Origin of the sequence: Sphingomonas parva (ex Maeng et al. 2020) (assembly GCF_004564275.1) — a bacterium.
GTDB classification, from domain to species: Bacteria; Pseudomonadota; Alphaproteobacteria; order Sphingomonadales; family Sphingomonadaceae; genus Allosphingosinicella; species Allosphingosinicella parva.
The window spans coordinates 103,510-118,402 of sequence record NZ_SPDV01000008.1 but is presented as its reverse complement, the minus strand read 5'-3'; the positions used below and the strand labels follow the sequence as shown (position 1 = coordinate 118,402).

The following is a 14,893-nucleotide window of genomic DNA, read 5'->3' as shown; positions in this document are numbered from 1 at the left end:
CGATGGAAGACATCATCGTTCCGATCGTCATCGTCCCGATCCTGTTCATCGGCCTGCCCTGGCTGATCTTCCACTACATCACGCGGTGGAAGAGCCAGGCGACCCTCACCCGCGAGGACGAGCAATTGCTCGACGAGCTGCACGAGATGGCGCGCCGCCTCGACGATCGTCTCTGCTCGATCGAGCGGATCATGAACGCCGAGAATCCGAACTGGCGCGCCGTCGGCTGCGACCCACTCGCCGATGCCCTCGAGGATCGTGGCACCGGGCGCTCCGCGCTTGGCGGCACGAGCAGCGATTCCAGCGTCACCAACCAGCCGAGAAGGATCGGCCGATGACACCGCGTCACACCAAATTCTACCTCGACAAGCAGAACAAGAAGTGGCTCGGGGTCTGCGCCGGAATTGCCGATTACACCGGCCTCGACGTGACCCTGATCCGCCTGGGCATGCTGCTGCTCACCTTCATGGGCTCCGGCATGCCGATCGCCGCCTATTTCATCATCGCATGGATGGCGCCGTCCAAGCCGCACGAGCTCAAGTACGAGACTCCGGAGCAGGCGAAGTTCTGGCAGGGCGTCCGCGCCTCGCCGGCCCGCACCGTCCGCGACGTTCGCTCGCGTTTTCGTGAGATCGACCGCCGGCTCGCCGAGGTCGAGACCTACGTGACCAGCTCGAACGGGCGCCTCGCCCGCGAAATCGAGCAGCTCCGCTAGGAGGGCAGGAAAATGGACGACAATCTCGCGATTTTCCTGATCCTTGCGATCGCGATCAACGCCGCCCTCATCCTCACCATCTCGATGAGCTGGATCCGGACCAAGCGTCGGGCCCTGGAATTGCAGCCCGCCGCCGTGACGACGCTCAAGAATGAAAACGAGACGCTGAAGGCGCAGGTCGCCAAGCTCGAAAGCCGGCTGCACGTGCTCGAACGGATCGCCGTCGATCCGGCTGAGCGGACGTCGAGAGAGATCGAGCTGCTGCGCTGAGCCCGCAACCAGGGGGAAAGACATGGACATTCAATTTCACGAGCTGGCGCCGCTGATCGGCATTCTCGGCGTGCTCGCCATCGGCGGCTGGATCCTCACGACGTGGCTCAGGATCCGCCACGGCTATCCTCTCGACGGCGCCTGGGGCCAGGCTGTCTACCCGCGCAGCAGCGAGGAGACGACCGAGCGGGTGAAGCTGCTGTCGAGCGAAAATGCGCAGCTTCGCGCCGAGCTCGGCGCGATCAAGGATCGCCTTGCCACGGTCGAGCGGATCGTCACCGACGACGGCCACCGCCTGACCCAGGAAATCGAGGCGCTGCGCGCGCCGCGCAACTGAGGAACCCGCCATGCCGAATTCGATGCTGATCTTCTTCCTGATCGTGGTGGGGATTCCGGTCGTCGCGGGCCTCCTGGCCGACGTCTACAAGCGCCAGCTGAAGTTCAAGGAACGACAGCTGGAGCTGCTCGGCAACCAGACCGCCGAGAAGGCCGCGCAATATGCGGCGCACACCGAGCGTCTCGAGCAGAGGGTGCGGGTGCTGGAGCGGATCGTCACCGATCGCGGCATCGTCGTCGCCGACGAGATCGAGAAATTGCGCGACGAGCCGCTCAACTGAGCGATGCACGGCCCGCAGCCGATAAAGAGAGAAGAACATGAACCAATATTCGATGGTCGTGCTGATCGTTCTGATCGTCATGGTCGCGACCGTGCTCAAGGCGCGGTATCGCCACCAAAGCGGCCCGGGGATGACGAATGAGGAGAGCGCCGAGACGCTGCGGATGCGCGAGGAGCTCAAGACGCTGAAGGAGCGGATCGCCGTTCTCGAGCGGATCGCGACCGACCGCGAGAACAGCCTTGCCCGCCAGATCGAGGAATTGAGGGACCGGTGACCGACCCGCTCTCCCTTCTCGCCGTGGCGGGCGCCGGCACTCTGGGCGCGGGGCTTTTCAGCCTGGCAGCGCTGCGCGGGTGGCGTGGCTGGCTGGAGCTGAAGCGGCTCGAGCTCTCGACGCCCCAGGCGCCGAGCCGCGCCCGGTCCGAGCTCGCGGCCCTACGCGACCGCATTCGTCGGCTCGAGGCGATCGCCGACGGTCGCGCCTGACGGGCTTCTCCGCCCGCGGCGGCTCTGGTAGCGGGCTGCCATGACCAAGATCGACGATGTCTATGCCGATTACGAGCTGCTCGAGGCGGACGACCGCTACCGCCTGCTGATCGACCTCGGTCGCGCCCTCGAGACGATGCCGGAGCCACTGAAGACCGACGCGACGCTGGTGCGCGGCTGCTCCGCCTCGGTCTGGGTCTACCCGATCCCGCGCGAGGACGGCACGCTCCATTTCCTCGCCGACAGCAACGCGGCAATCACCAAGGGCATCGTCGCCCTGATCCTGCTGATCGTGCAGGACCGCACGCCTCAGCAGATCGTCGCCACGAACATCGAGGCGGAATTGGCACCGTTCGCCCTCAACGCGCAGCTGAGCTCCAATCGCACCCAGGGCATTCCCAACATGATCGCCCTGATCCGCGAGACCGCGGAGCGGCTCGCCGGGTGACCGAGCGACCGGACCTCTCGGCCGGCTTCGATCCGAAGCTGTTCACCCAATATGCCAGCCAGGTCGGCCACGGCGGCGCGCTCGGCATCCTCTATGTCGATCATGGCGAAGACTGGGTCGAGCTCGGCCTCGGTTATTCCGAGAAGCTTGTCGGCGTAGTGGAGACGGGAGTCATCGCCTCCGGGCCGATCATCAGCCTGATGGACATGGCGACGAGCATGGCGATCTGGGTGAAGCTCGGACGCTTCCGACACCAGGCGACTCTCGACATGCGGGTCGATTATCTCCGCCCTGCCCTGCCGGGCCGCCGTATCGTCGGACGCGGAGAATGCTATCGCGTCACGCGCAGCATCGGCTTCGTGCGGGGAGTCGCGCATGACGGCGATCCGGACGATCCGGTGGCGCACGTCACCGGCACCTTCATGTTCACCAAATAGCGTCCGGAGGGCGCCTGGGAGCCTGCCCGGCCTCCGGCGCGTTCAGGACGTTGCGGATCGGGATCGATCCGCGGCGCGGCAAAGAGGGATCGGGCAGCATGGCCGGAGGATGGGCGCGCGACGGCGCGGTTCAGGACCAGATCGACGATACCGTCAGCGACGCAGTGCTCTCCGCCCGCGCGCGCATGCCGGCCGGCGAAGGCACGACGCACTGCGAGGAATGCGGCGAGGAGATACCGGAGGGCCGGCGCCGCGCGTTGCCGGGCGCACGAACCTGCGTGCCCTGCCAGGGGGAGCGCGACGGCAGGACGCGAAGCATCGGCATCAACCGCCGCGGCAGCAAGGACAGCCAGCTGCGCTGACGCGCAGGCTTCGCCGCCCCGGGTCGAATCAAAGGTCGGGGACGATCAGCCGGCCGATGCGCTTGCCTTCGGAATAGACGGCGCCGCCCTCGTCGTAGCGATAGACGCGGCCGTAGACGACCAGATCGTGCTCCTCCGGCCGGTACCAGCGATCCATCGAGTAGCCGGCCTGGTGAATGCCCCCGCACGGCGGCAGAGTCTTCGCCCGCAGCGCGTCCGGCGGGCAGCTGTGCGCGCTGTTGGTCCGCCCAGGATTGAAGCCGACGCCGCCGACGTCCCAGGTGCCGCTGTCGGTGTGATACTTGCCCTCGATGATCACCCACCGGCCGTTCGGCCAGGTCCATTCGCCGGGCCGCAGCTGCAGGCTCCTTGCGTCGGTGACGAGCAGGAAGGGCAACCCGAGCGAGAGCTTGCGCGAGAGGCTCCAGCCATCCTCGGGCCGCGCCTCATCGTTTTCCAGCTTCGCACAGGCACCCGTTTCAGGGGCATCTGCGTTGGACTGGACGCTATAAGCGAGCGTCGAGGGGTCGACCGTTCGGCGGAGCACCATCCTGCTGCCGCCCGGATAGGTGCTCACCCGTTCGACGACGAAGCTGCCGTCCCGAACCGAGCAATCGATCCGCAGCACCGCCCCTGCGTCCGGCCTCTCCTTGCCACAGCCGATCGGCTTCCAGTCCGCCTGCCCGGCCTCCCGCACCAGCCAGTCCTCGGAGGAGATCCTGTAGTCCTGCTTGAAGCCGTTGTTGACGCAGCGAAAGGTCGCCGCTTCCTCGGCCAGCGCCGCGGTCGAGCAGACCGCCAGCAGCACGGCGCCAAAAGTCTTCGTCAATTCCGATGCGCGCGCCATGGTCCCCCCGCCTGTCCGTGGCTGAAGGGCTAGCAAGGCTCGGCGAGGGCAGGCAAGTTGCGAGCCGCAATCACCGCATCACGCGGCGCGCGATGCCTCCGCGGCCAATGCTCACTCGCCCTCGCGCTGGAGCTTGTCCTCGGTGCGGGTCTCGAAATCGTCGCGGTCGTGACGCTCGTGGAGCTGGCTGGACGGCTCGCCCGTCACACGGTTGACCATCCTGCCGCGCCGGACGGCCGGGCGGGCAGCGATCTCCGCGGCCCAGCGCTGCAGATGGCCATAGTCCTGGACCTGCAGGAAGGTGGCGGCGTCCTCGTAGATCTCGCCGAGCGCGAGCACGCCGTACCAGGGCCAGATCGCCATGTCGGCGACGGTATAATCATCGCCGGCGACGAACCGGCTCTCCGCAAGGCGTCGGTCGAGTACGTCGAGCTGCCTTTTCGCCTCCATCGCGTAGCGGTTGATCGCATATTCGATCTTCGTCGGCGCGTAGACATAGAAATGGCCGAAGCCGCCGCCGAGAAACGGCGCGCTGCCGACCTGCCAGAACAGCCAGGCCAGCGTCTCGGCCCGGGCCGGCTGCTCGGTGGGAAGGAAGGCGCCGAACTTCTCGGCCAGATAGACCAGGATCGCGCCGGATTCGAACACGCGGACAGGCTCGGCGCCGCTGCGGTCGACCATCGCCGGGATCTTGGAATTCGGATTGGCCTCGACGAAGCCGCTCGAGAATTGCTCCCCCTCCTGGATGCGGATCAGCCAGGCGTCGTATTCGGCCCCCTCATGACCGGCTTCGAGCAGCTCCTCGAGCATGATCGTCGCCTTCACCCCGTTCGGCGTTCCCAGCGAATAAAGCTGCAGGGGGTGCTTCCCGACCGGCAGCGCCTTGTCGTGGGTGGCCCCGGCGGTGGGACGGTTTATGCTGGCGAAGCGGCCGCCGCTCTCCTGGTCCCAGGTCCAGATCTTGGGCGGCGTGTAATCGGCTGTGTCGGTCATGATGCGGGCAACACGACGCGCGATGGTTCGTTCCCGAAAGCGCCCTGCGCTTCCACCTCGGACGATCACGACCTAGCCGACGCGCCGCTCCTCCGCCTTGCGCAGGACCTCGTAGGCGGTCTGGATCGCCTGGAAACGCGCGGCGGCCTCCGAATCGCCGGGCGTGACATCGGGATGGTTGAGCTTGGCGAGGCGGCGATAGGCGGCCTTCACCTCTTCAAAGCCGGCGTCGCTCTCCAGCTCCAGCACGTCGAGCGCCCGCATCTCCTCTCGGCTGCGGCTGCCATCCCCCGGCCCGCCCCAGGCATAATGGTTGGCCTGGCGATAGCCGTTGGCGCCGCGGCGCTCGTCGGCCTCGCGGCGGGCGGCGTCCTCGGCTGACAGGCCTTCGAAATAGTTCCAGTTGCGATTGTATTCGGCGGCATGCGTTTCGCAGAAATACCAGCGCTCGGGGCTGTTTGGGGATTTGGGCGCCGGCCGATCACCGGGATTGTCGCAGCCTTCGCGATCGCACAGGCGCACCTGCTGCGCCTGCCGCTCCGAGCCGTAGCTCCGCCAGCGCGGAAATCCCCAGTCGTTCGATCGCGTCTGCCGAGCCATACACTCTCATCTATCCGGTCCCTGCGACGGCGGGGACAAAAATTGCCAGAGGGCCTGTAAGCCGGGTTCTGTCCTCCGCCATAGCCGTGAGGCATCGACGGATGTGCGGCCATTCCTCTAGGAGACGGATCGCTCCGCCCCTCCAGCAACCAACCCGGACGGCAAAGGGCGGAACGAGCCCAGCCATCCCTATTCGGTCTTGCTCCCGGTGGGGTTTACCGTGCCGGCCGCCGTTGCCGGGGCCGCGGTGCGCTCTTACCGCACCCTTTCAATGTCACGCCTCCGAAGATCTCGGCCGAGGCCTGGCGCGACCTGCTTTCTGTTGCACTGTCCCTGGGGTCGCCCCCGCCGGGCGTTACCCGGCACCGTCGTTCCGTGGAGCCCGGACTTTCCTCGCACCTCGCTGAAGCTTCGGCGCGCGGCCGCCCGGCCCTCTGGCAAGCGCTATCTAGTCATCCCCGCGCGGCTTGGGAAGGAGCAGCGCGAGCAGGATCGCGCGGCACTCGCCGTCGATGGTGCCGTCGATCAGCTCCGGCCGGAAGCGGCGCTGGAACGCGACGGTCGCCGCCAGGGGATCGGTGACGTCGTAGCCGAACCGCTCGAGCGCGAGCAGGAAGCCGGCATCGGTCCACTGCGGATCCATCAAATTCTTGGTCGGCCGCGGCAGCGCCAGCCGCAGGCGGGCAAGGCGATTCCAGGGAAAGAGCTCGCCCGGATCCTGCTTGCGCCGCGGCGCGATGTCGGAATGGCCGACGACGTTGCCGCGCGTGATCCTGTGGCGTTCGACGATCCCGGCGACGAGCGGCACGAGCGCGTCGATCTGTTCGTCCGGATAGGGCGTGTAGCCGAACTCATGGCCTGGATTGACGATCTCGATGCCGATCGACGCGGAGTTGATGTCGGTGACGCCGCGCCAGAAGGAGTTTCCGGCGTGCCAGGCGCGCTTCTCCTCATCGACCATGCGCAGCACCTGGCCTTCTTCGGTCACCAGATAATGGCAGGAAACTCCCGCGTCCGGATCGCGCAGCCGGTCGATTGCAGAGCGGGCGTCGACCATCCCTGTGTAATGAAGCACGAGCATCGAGATCGGCAGGCTTCGCTCGCTGAAATTGGGCGAAGGACAGTCGATGATTTCGCTCATGAAGCCTTCGGGCAGGAAAATGGCGCGTGCGTCAAGAGGCGGCGCGGCAAGGCGCCATGGCTTCCGGATGACGCAAATACAGGCCGCGACAGTCCGGATCGGAGACGAAGGCACGCGTCTGGCCGATCACCGTCTCTCCGGCGCCGAGCATCAGCACGCCGTCCTCTGCCGCGGCCTCGGCGAGCCGCGAGAAGACGGTCCGCCGCACCGGCTCGGCGAAATAGAGCAGGACGTTGCGGCACAGGATGATGTCGAAGCGGCCCGGCGCGGGCGGCGCGTCGATCAGGCTGCGCATCTCGAAGCGAACCATCGCGCGAAGCTCGTCGGAGATCTGCCAATTGGCGCCGGGCCGCTCCTCGAACCAGCGCATCATCTGCGTCACCGGCAGGCCGCGCTGCACCTCGAACTGGGAATAAAGGCCGCCGCGCGCCTGCTCGACCGCGGCGCGGGAGACGTCGCTGGCGACGATCTCGATCGTCCAGCCGGCCCAGCGGCTCTTGCGCTCGGCGAACCACATGGCGAGCGAATAGGCTTCCTGGCCCGTCGAGCAGCCGGCGGACCAGATGGAGAGGCGCCGCGTCCGGGCGCGCGCCTCCTCGAGCCGTGCCAGCGCCGGACCGAGCAATTGCTCGAAGCTGGTGCGGTCGCGATAGAAGCTGGTCTCGTTGTTGAGCAAAGCGTCGACCACCGCATCGGCCAGCTCCGGCTCCCCGCCGGCCGCGACGGCATGGACGAGCCGATCCAGCGAGCCGAGTCCGCGCTCGCGCACCAGCGACTGCAGGACGGTGTGGATACGCCAGCTGCGGCTCATCGCCAGCTGCTGGCCGGTGCGCGCGCCGAGCAGGGAGCCGAGCACGCGGATCGCAGCCTCGCTCACCTCCATGGCTTTGCCTCCGTTCGGGCGGCGATCCGGCGGCCGAGATCGGCCGGCGGCAGGATCGCCGAAGCGAGCCCGGCTTCCGCAACCGCGCGCGGCATGCCCCATACGGCGGAGCTGGCGCGGTCCTGGACGAAGATCGTCCCTGCCCGCTCGACGATCCGCCGCGCGCCTTCCAGGCCGTCGCGCCCGATGCCGCTGAGCACGACCCCCACCGCGCTGCGCCCGTAGATCTCCGCCGTGGCGCCGAGCATGACGTCGACCGACGGCAGGCAGCCGCTCGCCACGGGCGTCGTGTCGAGCCGCACCAGCACCCGGCTGCCGTGCTGATCGAGCGCGAGGTGCGCGTCGCCGGGCGCGAGAACGACCTCTTCGGGCTGAAGGACGAGCCCGGGCTCGGCAAGCCGGGTCGCCCGCCCGCATGCGCCCTCGATCTGGCGGGCGAAGAACGGCATGAATGCCGGCGGAAGATGCTGGGTCACGAGGATCGGCGCGCCGATCATCGCCGGCAGCGCCTTGAGGATGCCGGTGATCGCGTGAAGTCCCCCGGTCGAGGCGCCGAGCGCGAGGCACCCGAGGCGGTGCTCCGACGGGGGCCGCAACCGGAGCGCGTCGATCGGCGCCGACTGGCCGTGGCGAGCCGCGGGACCGATCCGCCGCAGCCGATCGACCAGCTCGTCGGAGAAACGTCCGGCGAAGCGGCCGATGCCGGGCTTGGGGAGCGTGTCGGCGGCGCCGAGCGAGAGCGCCTTGACCACCGCCGCAGCGCCTTCGTCGCACGCCGAGGAGACGACGAGAACCCTGGCTCCCTGCCCCCTGCGCAGGATCTCCGGAAGCGCTTCCAGGCCGCTGGTGCCCGGCATCTCGATGTCGAGGAGCACGATGTCGACGCGGGTGCCGGCGAGCGCATCGAGCGCCTCCGGCGCATTGCCGGCGATCGCCACCACCTCCATATCCCCGTGCGGCGCCAGCATGCGCGCCAGCACCGCCCGCGCCACCGGCGAATCGTCGACGATCATCAGGCGTATCGGAGGCGGCCGGTCCTCGGTCCCGACAGGAGAGCGCGGTGCCGCGGAAGCGGCGGAGGTCACGCGACGCCGACGATCTGCAGCTTGCTTTCGAGAGTCTCGCGATCGAACGGCTTCATCACATATTCGTCGGCGCCGGCGTCGATCGCCGCGCGAATGTGGGCCGCATCGTTTTCGGTGGTGCAGAAGACCACCTTGGGCTGCGGCTCGATGTCGCGCTGGCGCAGCGTGCGGAGGAATTCCATTCCGCCCATTACCGGCATGTTCCAGTCGAGCAGGACGACGTCCGGCATGTGCTCCTCGCACCGCGCAAGCGCCTCTCGCCCGTCGCCGGCCTCCTCCACGGTGAAGTTCAGCGTCTCCAGAATATGGCGTGCGACCTTTCGAATGACCTTCGAATCGTCGACGACAAGGCAGCTCTTCATGATCTTCACTCGCTGTTCGAACGGACGGCTACGCCGCCAAGGGTAAGCACGGGATTAAAGGGGCTCATGCGGCCTCTGCGGTCGGGCCGGCAATGAGGGCATGGATGTCGACCAGCAGGAACAAGCGTCCCTCGGCCGGCACGTAGCCGGTCGCCACCCCCGCCCAGCCGGAGGCGAGCGAGGCCGGGACCGGCGCAATCTCGCCCTCGGCCTCGACCACGTCCTCGACGCGATCGACCAGCAGGGCGTAGGGATGTCCGTCGGCGACCACGACGATGGCGTCGCGCGGATTGTCGATCCGGCCGCCGGGCTCGAGCGAAGCCATGCAGTCGATCACGGTCAGCACCCGGCTGCGCAGCGCGGTGAGGCCCGCGACATGGCCGCCGGCGCGCGGCACCGGCGTCAGGCCCTCGACCTCGACGACCGATTCGACTTCCGAGGCAAGCACGGCGACCTGCTCGCCGGCGAGCGTGACGATGAGGAGCAATTCGGCCACCTTAGGCCTCCTTCCTCGCCGCGCGCGCGGCGTCACCGAGGACGGCCAGCAAGGCGGCGCGATCGTAGCGATGGATGCTGTCGTCCCTGGCTCCGCGCGGCTCGGGGGTGGCGCGCAACCTCAGCACCTGACCAGCGCCCGACGGCGGCTCGGCGCCCGTCTCGACGTCGACCACGACGAGATCGGCGGACGGCAGCTCGGCGGCCGCCTCGCCGCCCCGGACGACGCGATAGCCGGCGCTCTCGATCAGCGGGCGCAGGAAGGTGTCCATCCACGGATCGGCTTCCGGGATCAGGCAGAGCGGTCGGTCGGCCGCGGGCGCCCCGGCGGCGTGATGCGCGAAGATCCAGAACAGGTCGACGACCTCCACCTGCTCGCCGTCGACCAGCGCCACACCCTGGATCTCACCGGGCTGGGGCGGCGGGACGAGCCCCGAGCCGAGCATGACCGTGTCGATGACCTCGTCCACGGCGTAGGCGATCTCGTCGCAGCCGTCGGTGAGGCGGAGGATCGGGATCTTGGCCCGATCGGGCACGCGATCGCAGCCGGCGAGCGGCAGGATGCGGTCGTCGAGGGTGATATGGAAACGGCCGCCGCTGGCCGCAATCGTGGCCGGCGGCACTTCGTCGATCCGGTGGACGGCGGGCAGGCTGACGGCGCGCCGGGCACCGGCGAGCGTGGTGAAGAGCAGCACCGGGCGCTGCTCGTCGGCCTGGCACTCGCTGTCCGCGGCCGCGGCGAGCTCGCCGCGATCGAGGGAGACGCCCGCGGCGGCGGCGAGACCGGCGGGATCGAGCAGCAGCACCGGGCGGCCATCGCCGTCCAGCGTCGTCCCCGCGTAGAGGCCGGTCGCCATCACCGCCGGCGAGGCGGGCTTCACGACGAGCTCCTCGTGATCGTGGACGTCGTCGACCGCCAGCGCATAGGCGCCGCCGCCGGTCGTCTTGAGCAGGACCAGCAATTGTTCGGAGACATCGATTCGGCTCTCCGTGCCGAGCACGCCGGCAAGCGCGACGACGGGGAAACGCTCGCCGCGGAGGGTGACGACCCCGGCTCCGGCGACGATCTCGACCCGGACGCCGGCCGCGCGGGTGCGGACGATCTCCTCGATCGCCGATCGCGGAATGGCGAAGCTCTGGCCGCCGACCTCGACGGTGAGGCCGGGAATGATGGTCAGCGTCAACGGCACGCGCAGGGTGAAGCGCACGCCCTGCCCCACCGTGGAATCGACGTCGACGAGACCGCCGATCCGCTCGATGTTCGCGCGCACCACGTCCATGCCGACGCCGCGCCCGGACAGGGAGGTGACCTTGGTGGCGGTCGAAAGACCTGGCTCGAAGATCAGGGAGAGCCGGCGGTCGGGGGTAAGGCGGGCGGCCTGATCGGGCGTCAGAAGGCTTGCCGCCAGAGCGCGCCCGACAAGCGCGTCGCCGTCGATGCCGCGGCCGTCGTCCGCGACCTCGATCAGGATCTGGTTGCCGGCCTGGCGGGCGCTGACTCGCAGCAGCCCGGTTTCGCTCTTGCCGGCGCGGCGCCGCGCCGCCGCCGGCTCGATGCCGTGATCGATCGCGTTGCGGACGATATGGGTGAGCGGATCGCGGATCATCTCGATCATCTCGCGATCGAGCTCGACGTCGCCGCCGTCGATATCGAGCAGCACCTTCTTGCCGGTCGCCGAGCCGAGGTCGCGCACCATGCGCGGAATGGCGGCGAACAGGGTCTCGACGCGCTGCATGCGGGTGCGGGTGATCGCCTCACGCACCTCGGCGATCGAAGCCGAGACGCGCTCGAACGCCTCGTCGGTCTCGACCGGAAGCGAGGCGTCGCGAAGGCGGCGGGCGAGCTCGTTGCGGGCGAGCACCAGATCGGAGACGCCGTTCATCATCCGGTCGAGCAGCTCGATCGAAAGACGGATGCTGCGCGCCGGGGCACGGCGGCGGACGGCGGAATCGCCGACGATCGCGGCGATCTCCGACCCCGTCGAGAGCGCCGCGATCAGCCGCGAATCGTCATCCTCGGGCGGATCCTCCGAGGCGTCCATCGCCTCGATCAGCTCGCCGATCCGATCGACGATGGCAAGAACCCCGCTGACCAGAGCGAGATCGGCATTGCGCTTGCCCGAACGGACCTCGGCCAGCGCATCCTCCGCGGCGTGGCTGAGCGCGGCGAGGCGCGGCAGATCGAAGAAGCCGCAATTGCCCTTCACCGTATGCACGAAGCGGAAGATGGCATCGAGACGCGCGCGATCGTGCGGCTCGGCTTCCCAGGCGACGATCTCTCCGCCGAGGGCACCAAGCATGTCCCGCGTTTCCGCGATGAATTCGCCGATCAGGTCGTCCATGGCCCCCGCCGTCAATCCTGATGCAGGTTATGGGAGCCGAGAGGTAAAGAAGGAGTTTACCACCGCCCGCGTGGCAGACCGCGGTGGAACGGCGGATCAGGCGGCGGTCGGAACCGCCGCGCCGATCAGGAGCACGTTCTCTTCCTGGTCGGCGACCTGGATCTCGCCGCCGGTCTCCACGACCAGGGAATGGACCAGCCAGGCGGCGGCGGCGCGCGGGGCGATCGACTGCTCGTCGCTCTCGCCGACCAGGGCACGCTTCAGCTCCGGATCGAGGACGATCCGCGGTCCCTCGGCGCGGACGACGATGTCGAGCCCGGACGCGTGGCGCTCGGCGCCGACGTCGAGCCGCCCGCCGCGGACCAGCGCGTCGCCGGCGATCAGCACGAGATTGAGCAGGATCTTGAGCGCCGATTTCGACATCGTCGGCTCGTCCACCATCCAGCCGAGCTGGACGCGCCCGTCGCCGCCGAACAGGCCCTCGATCGCCACCCGTGCCTCGCGCGTGTCGACCTCGTCGGCGAAGCCGCCGGCGGCGCCGAAGGCGAGGCGGAAGAACTTGAGCTTGTTGGCCGAGGCCCGCGCGCTCTCGCCGAGCAGGTCGAGGCAGCGGGCCCGCATCTCCGGATCGTGCTCGTCGGCCAGCAATTCGATGCCGTTGTTCAATGCTCCCACCGGCGAGAGCAGATCATGACAGAGGCGCGAACACAGAAGGCTCGCAAATTCGTAAGATTTCATGTCGCTGTCTTGCCCCAGTCCCTGGCGTCTGTCTGCCTATTGGCCCCGCACGCTCCGCCTTGCAAGGCCATGACGTCAGACCCGACGCTGAGAATGTCGCTCTGGTCGCAAGCCCCTTGAATTTCCGCTGCAGTGCACCACATCAGGTCCCTGATGACCCGGGGGGGAAACACGATCACCGCAACGCTCGCCGCCGATGCCGAAGGCTGGCGTCTCGATCGAGCGCTCGCGGCGGCGGTGCCGACCCTGTCCCGCGAGCGCCTGAAGGCGCTGATCAGCAGCGGCCGGGTCCTCGGCCCCGCCGGCCAGCCAGTGCGGGATCCTTCGTCCAAGGCGGTGGCCGGCGCGGCCTACGAAGTGTCCGTTCCCGAGCCGGAGCCGGCGCACAACGTGCCGCAGGCGATCGCGATCGACATCGTTCACGAGGACGAGCACCTGCTGGTCGTCGACAAGCCGGCCGGCATGGTCGTCCATCCGGCGGCCGGCAATTTCGACGGGACCCTTGTCAACGCCTTGCTCCACCATTGCGCGGGGCGGCTTTCGGGCATCGGCGGGGTGGCGCGGCCGGGGATCGTCCATCGCATCGACAAGGACACGTCCGGCCTGCTGGTCGTGGCCAAGACCGACGTCGCCCACGAAGGTCTTGCGGCGCAATTCGCCAGGCACAGCATCGACCGCCGCTACCAGGCGATCGTCGCGGGCGTGCCGAACCCGCCGTCGGGCACCGTGGACGCGCCGCTCGCCCGTTCGTCCGCCAACCGTCAGAAGATGGCGATCGTTGTGGACGGGCGCGGAAAGCGCGCGGTGACTCACTATCGGATGGTGCGCCCGCTCTACGAGGCGGCGCTGGTCGAATGCCGGCTCGAGACCGGCCGCACCCATCAGGTGCGCGTCCACATGACCTCGCTCGGTCATCCGCTGATCGGCGATCCGGTCTACGGGCGGACCCGATCCGCCCACCGCGAGTTGTTGAAAAGATTGAATTTCGAACGGCAGGCCCTGCACGCGGCCGAGCTCGGCTTCATCCATCCGGTCTCGCGCGAAAACTTGTCGTTCAAAAGCGCCGTTCCGTCCGATATGCAGGAACTGTTAAGCGGCCTCACGTTATCTGGCTGAACGGACCGGCAGAGAGCAGAACAGAGCTGGAATCCAGGGAGTTTAAGTATGGCTAGCGGAAGAAACGTGGCGACGATCCCCGCCATGGGCGGCGAAGCGGGCCTCAACCGCTACCTCGCCGAGATCAAGAAATTTCCGATCCTCGCCCCCGAGGAGGAATATATGCTGGCCAAGCGGTGGACGGAGCATCAGGACACTGAGGCTGCCGCCAAGCTGGTCAACTCGCACCTCCGCCTCGTCGCCAAGATCGCGATGGGCTATCGCGGCTACGGCCTGCCGACCTCGGAGCTGATCTCGGAGGGCAACATCGGCCTGATGCAGGGCGTCAAGAAGTTCGAGCCCGAGAGGGGCTTCCGCCTTGCGACCTACGCGATGTGGTGGATCCGCGCCTCGATCCAGGAATATATCCTCCGCTCGTGGAGCCTGGTGAAGATGGGCACCACCGCCGCGCAGAAGAAGCTCTTCTTCAACCTGCGGCGGATGAAGAACCAGATCGAGGCGTTCGAGGACGGCGATCTGCGCCCCGAGGACGTCACCAAGATCGCCACCGACCTCGGCGTGTCCGAAGAGGACGTGGTTTCGATGAACCGCCGCATGGCGATGGGCGGCGACACCTCGCTCAACGTCTCGCTGCGCGAGGAAGGCGAAGGCCAGTGGCAGGATTGGCTGGTCGACACCGATCCCTTGCAGGACGAGCGCGTCGCGGAGGCGCAGGAGTCGAAGGTGCGTCACGAGCTTCTGCTCGAGGCGATGCAGGCCCTCAACGAGCGCGAGAAGCACATCCTCACCGAGCGGCGCCTGACCGACGAGCCGAAGACGCTCGAGGAGCTGAGCCAGGTCTATGACGTCAGCCGCGAGCGCATCCGGCAGATCGAGGTCCGGGCGTTCGAGAAGCTCCAGAAGGCGCTGATGAATCTGGCCGGCGAGCGCCGGCTGCTGCCCGCGGGCTGATCCTG

The 14,893-nt window shown here is 68.1% G+C and carries 22 protein-coding genes and 1 other RNA gene; 12 read left to right on the top strand and 11 right to left on the bottom strand.

The window, feature by feature from the left end; translation table 11 throughout:
- The first annotated feature begins 2 nt into the window (after nt 1–2).
- The 10 genes from pspB (at nt 3) to E2493_RS05605 (ending at nt 3,335) form a co-directional block, all read left to right on the top strand.
- Nucleotides 3–338: an envelope stress response membrane protein PspB gene (pspB, locus tag E2493_RS05650; RefSeq protein ID WP_135084598.1), complete on the top strand. Its 336-nt coding sequence runs from the start codon at nt 3–5 to the stop codon at nt 336–338.
- Nucleotides 335–715 (top strand): envelope stress response membrane protein PspC, encoded by a 381-nt coding sequence (gene pspC, locus E2493_RS05645; RefSeq protein WP_135084596.1) that lies wholly within the window; start codon nt 335–337, stop codon nt 713–715. The genes pspB and pspC overlap by 4 nt, the downstream gene beginning before the upstream one ends.
- Nucleotides 716–727: 12 nt before the next feature.
- Complete coding sequence (locus E2493_RS05640) at nt 728–985, top strand: hypothetical protein (protein ID WP_135084594.1); 258 nt, start codon at nt 728–730, stop codon at nt 983–985.
- Nucleotides 986–1,007: 22 nt separating this feature from the next.
- A complete protein-coding gene (locus E2493_RS05635) occupies nt 1,008–1,322 on the top strand; it encodes a hypothetical protein (RefSeq protein WP_135084592.1) in 315 nt (104 codons plus the stop codon).
- Between the two features lie 10 nt (nt 1,323–1,332).
- Nucleotides 1,333–1,602: a hypothetical protein gene (locus tag E2493_RS05630; protein ID WP_191992971.1), complete on the top strand. Its 270-nt coding sequence runs from the start codon at nt 1,333–1,335 to the stop codon at nt 1,600–1,602.
- Nucleotides 1,603–1,639: 37 nt separating this feature from the next.
- Complete coding sequence (locus E2493_RS05625; protein ID WP_135084590.1) at nt 1,640–1,876, top strand: hypothetical protein; 237 nt, start codon at nt 1,640–1,642, stop codon at nt 1,874–1,876.
- On the top strand, nt 1,873–2,088 hold the full coding sequence (locus E2493_RS05620) for a hypothetical protein (RefSeq protein WP_135084588.1): 216 nt from the start codon (nt 1,873–1,875) through the stop codon (nt 2,086–2,088). The genes E2493_RS05625 and E2493_RS05620 overlap by 4 nt, the downstream gene beginning before the upstream one ends.
- 40 nt (nt 2,089–2,128) lie before the next feature.
- Nucleotides 2,129–2,536 (top strand): SufE family protein, encoded by a 408-nt coding sequence (locus E2493_RS05615; RefSeq protein WP_135084586.1) that lies wholly within the window; start codon nt 2,129–2,131, stop codon nt 2,534–2,536.
- Nucleotides 2,533–2,973: a PaaI family thioesterase gene (locus tag E2493_RS05610; protein WP_135084584.1), complete on the top strand. Its 441-nt coding sequence runs from the start codon at nt 2,533–2,535 to the stop codon at nt 2,971–2,973. The genes E2493_RS05615 and E2493_RS05610 overlap by 4 nt, the downstream gene beginning before the upstream one ends.
- Before the next feature lie 98 nt (nt 2,974–3,071).
- The gene (locus E2493_RS05605; protein WP_135084582.1) at nt 3,072–3,335 is read left to right on the top strand and encodes a DksA/TraR family C4-type zinc finger protein; all 264 of its coding nucleotides are present in this window, start codon (nt 3,072–3,074) and stop codon (nt 3,333–3,335) included.
- A 28-nt stretch (nt 3,336–3,363) separates the two neighbouring features.
- Here the strand turns inward: E2493_RS05605 and E2493_RS05600 are convergent, their stop codons facing one another.
- From E2493_RS05600 to E2493_RS05550, 11 genes are all read right to left on the bottom strand, one after another.
- Nucleotides 3,364–4,182 carry a hypothetical protein gene (locus E2493_RS05600; protein WP_135084580.1) on the bottom strand — a complete coding sequence of 273 codons (819 nt, stop codon included), beginning with the start codon at nt 4,180–4,182 and terminating at the stop codon, nt 3,364–3,366.
- Nucleotides 4,183–4,293: 111 nt separating this feature from the next.
- Complete coding sequence (yghU, locus tag E2493_RS05595; RefSeq protein WP_135084578.1) at nt 4,294–5,175, bottom strand: glutathione-dependent disulfide-bond oxidoreductase; 882 nt, start codon at nt 5,173–5,175, stop codon at nt 4,294–4,296.
- Nucleotides 5,176–5,247: 72 nt separating this feature from the next.
- Complete coding sequence (locus E2493_RS05590; protein ID WP_135084576.1) at nt 5,248–5,775, bottom strand: J domain-containing protein; 528 nt, start codon at nt 5,773–5,775, stop codon at nt 5,248–5,250.
- A 41-nt stretch (nt 5,776–5,816) separates the two neighbouring features.
- Nucleotides 5,817–6,213: RNase P RNA component class A (gene rnpB / locus E2493_RS05585), an RNA gene on the bottom strand.
- A gap of 10 nt (nt 6,214–6,223) precedes the next feature.
- On the bottom strand, nt 6,224–6,916 hold the full coding sequence (locus E2493_RS05580) for an N-acetylmuramoyl-L-alanine amidase (protein ID WP_135084574.1): 693 nt from the start codon (nt 6,914–6,916) through the stop codon (nt 6,224–6,226).
- 31 nt (nt 6,917–6,947) lie between these two features.
- A complete protein-coding gene (locus E2493_RS05575; RefSeq protein ID WP_135084573.1) occupies nt 6,948–7,799 on the bottom strand; it encodes a CheR family methyltransferase in 852 nt (283 codons plus the stop codon).
- Nucleotides 7,790–8,812, bottom strand: coding sequence for a chemotaxis protein CheB (locus E2493_RS05570; protein WP_135084572.1), 1,023 nt, complete (start codon nt 8,810–8,812; stop codon nt 7,790–7,792). Before E2493_RS05570 ends, E2493_RS05575 begins: the two co-directional genes overlap by 10 nt.
- A 68-nt stretch (nt 8,813–8,880) precedes the next feature.
- A complete protein-coding gene (locus E2493_RS05565; protein ID WP_135084570.1) occupies nt 8,881–9,246 on the bottom strand; it encodes a response regulator in 366 nt (121 codons plus the stop codon).
- A gap of 64 nt (nt 9,247–9,310) precedes the next feature.
- Complete coding sequence (locus E2493_RS05560; RefSeq protein ID WP_135084568.1) at nt 9,311–9,742, bottom strand: chemotaxis protein CheW; 432 nt, start codon at nt 9,740–9,742, stop codon at nt 9,311–9,313.
- Between the two features lies 1 nt (nt 9,743).
- Nucleotides 9,744–12,083 carry a chemotaxis protein CheA gene (locus E2493_RS05555; RefSeq protein ID WP_135084566.1) on the bottom strand — a complete coding sequence of 780 codons (2,340 nt, stop codon included), beginning with the start codon at nt 12,081–12,083 and terminating at the stop codon, nt 9,744–9,746.
- Nucleotides 12,084–12,179: 96 nt separating this feature from the next.
- A complete protein-coding gene (locus tag E2493_RS05550; RefSeq protein ID WP_135084564.1) occupies nt 12,180–12,821 on the bottom strand; it encodes a histidine phosphotransferase family protein in 642 nt (213 codons plus the stop codon).
- A 153-nt stretch (nt 12,822–12,974) separates the two neighbouring features.
- Here E2493_RS05550 and E2493_RS05545 point away from each other — a divergent pair, with 153 nt between their 5' ends.
- Nucleotides 12,975–13,937 carry an RluA family pseudouridine synthase gene (locus tag E2493_RS05545; protein ID WP_135084562.1) on the top strand — a complete coding sequence of 321 codons (963 nt, stop codon included), beginning with the start codon at nt 12,975–12,977 and terminating at the stop codon, nt 13,935–13,937.
- A 48-nt stretch (nt 13,938–13,985) separates the two neighbouring features.
- On the top strand, nt 13,986–14,888 hold the full coding sequence (gene rpoH / locus E2493_RS05540; protein ID WP_135084560.1) for an RNA polymerase sigma factor RpoH: 903 nt from the start codon (nt 13,986–13,988) through the stop codon (nt 14,886–14,888).
- The last annotated feature ends 5 nt before the right edge of the window (nt 14,889–14,893 follow it).

Bases quoted from the DNA above. Each gene is read 5' to 3' on its own strand.
- pspB (WP_135084598.1), top strand. From the start codon at position 3: ATGGAAGACATCATCGTTCCGATCGTCATCGTCCCGATCCTGTTCATC.
- pspC (WP_135084596.1), top strand. From the start codon at position 335: ATGACACCGCGTCACACCAAATTCTACCTCGACAAGCAGAACAAGAAG.
- E2493_RS05640 (WP_135084594.1), top strand. From the start codon at position 728: ATGGACGACAATCTCGCGATTTTCCTGATCCTTGCGATCGCGATCAAC.
- E2493_RS05635 (WP_135084592.1), top strand. From the start codon at position 1,008: ATGGACATTCAATTTCACGAGCTGGCGCCGCTGATCGGCATTCTCGGC.
- E2493_RS05630 (WP_191992971.1), top strand. From the start codon at position 1,333: ATGCCGAATTCGATGCTGATCTTCTTCCTGATCGTGGTGGGGATTCCG.
- E2493_RS05625 (WP_135084590.1), top strand. From the start codon at position 1,640: ATGAACCAATATTCGATGGTCGTGCTGATCGTTCTGATCGTCATGGTC.
- E2493_RS05615 (WP_135084586.1), top strand. From the start codon at position 2,129: ATGACCAAGATCGACGATGTCTATGCCGATTACGAGCTGCTCGAGGCG.
- E2493_RS05605 (WP_135084582.1), top strand. From the start codon at position 3,072: ATGGCCGGAGGATGGGCGCGCGACGGCGCGGTTCAGGACCAGATCGAC.
- E2493_RS05600 (WP_135084580.1), bottom strand. From the start codon at position 4,182: ATGGCGCGCGCATCGGAATTGACGAAGACTTTTGGCGCCGTGCTGCTG.
- yghU (WP_135084578.1), bottom strand. From the start codon at position 5,175: ATGACCGACACAGCCGATTACACGCCGCCCAAGATCTGGACCTGGGAC.
- E2493_RS05590 (WP_135084576.1), bottom strand. From the start codon at position 5,775: ATGGCTCGGCAGACGCGATCGAACGACTGGGGATTTCCGCGCTGGCGG.
- E2493_RS05580 (WP_135084574.1), bottom strand. From the start codon at position 6,916: ATGAGCGAAATCATCGACTGTCCTTCGCCCAATTTCAGCGAGCGAAGC.
- E2493_RS05575 (WP_135084573.1), bottom strand. From the start codon at position 7,799: ATGGAGGTGAGCGAGGCTGCGATCCGCGTGCTCGGCTCCCTGCTCGGC.
- E2493_RS05570 (WP_135084572.1), bottom strand. From the start codon at position 8,812: ATGATCGTCGACGATTCGCCGGTGGCGCGGGCGGTGCTGGCGCGCATG.
- E2493_RS05565 (WP_135084570.1), bottom strand. From the start codon at position 9,246: ATGAAGAGCTGCCTTGTCGTCGACGATTCGAAGGTCATTCGAAAGGTC.
- E2493_RS05555 (WP_135084566.1), bottom strand. From the start codon at position 12,083: ATGGACGACCTGATCGGCGAATTCATCGCGGAAACGCGGGACATGCTT.
- E2493_RS05550 (WP_135084564.1), bottom strand. From the start codon at position 12,821: ATGAAATCTTACGAATTTGCGAGCCTTCTGTGTTCGCGCCTCTGTCAT.
- E2493_RS05545 (WP_135084562.1), top strand. From the start codon at position 12,975: ATGACCCGGGGGGGAAACACGATCACCGCAACGCTCGCCGCCGATGCC.
- rpoH (WP_135084560.1), top strand. From the start codon at position 13,986: ATGGCTAGCGGAAGAAACGTGGCGACGATCCCCGCCATGGGCGGCGAA.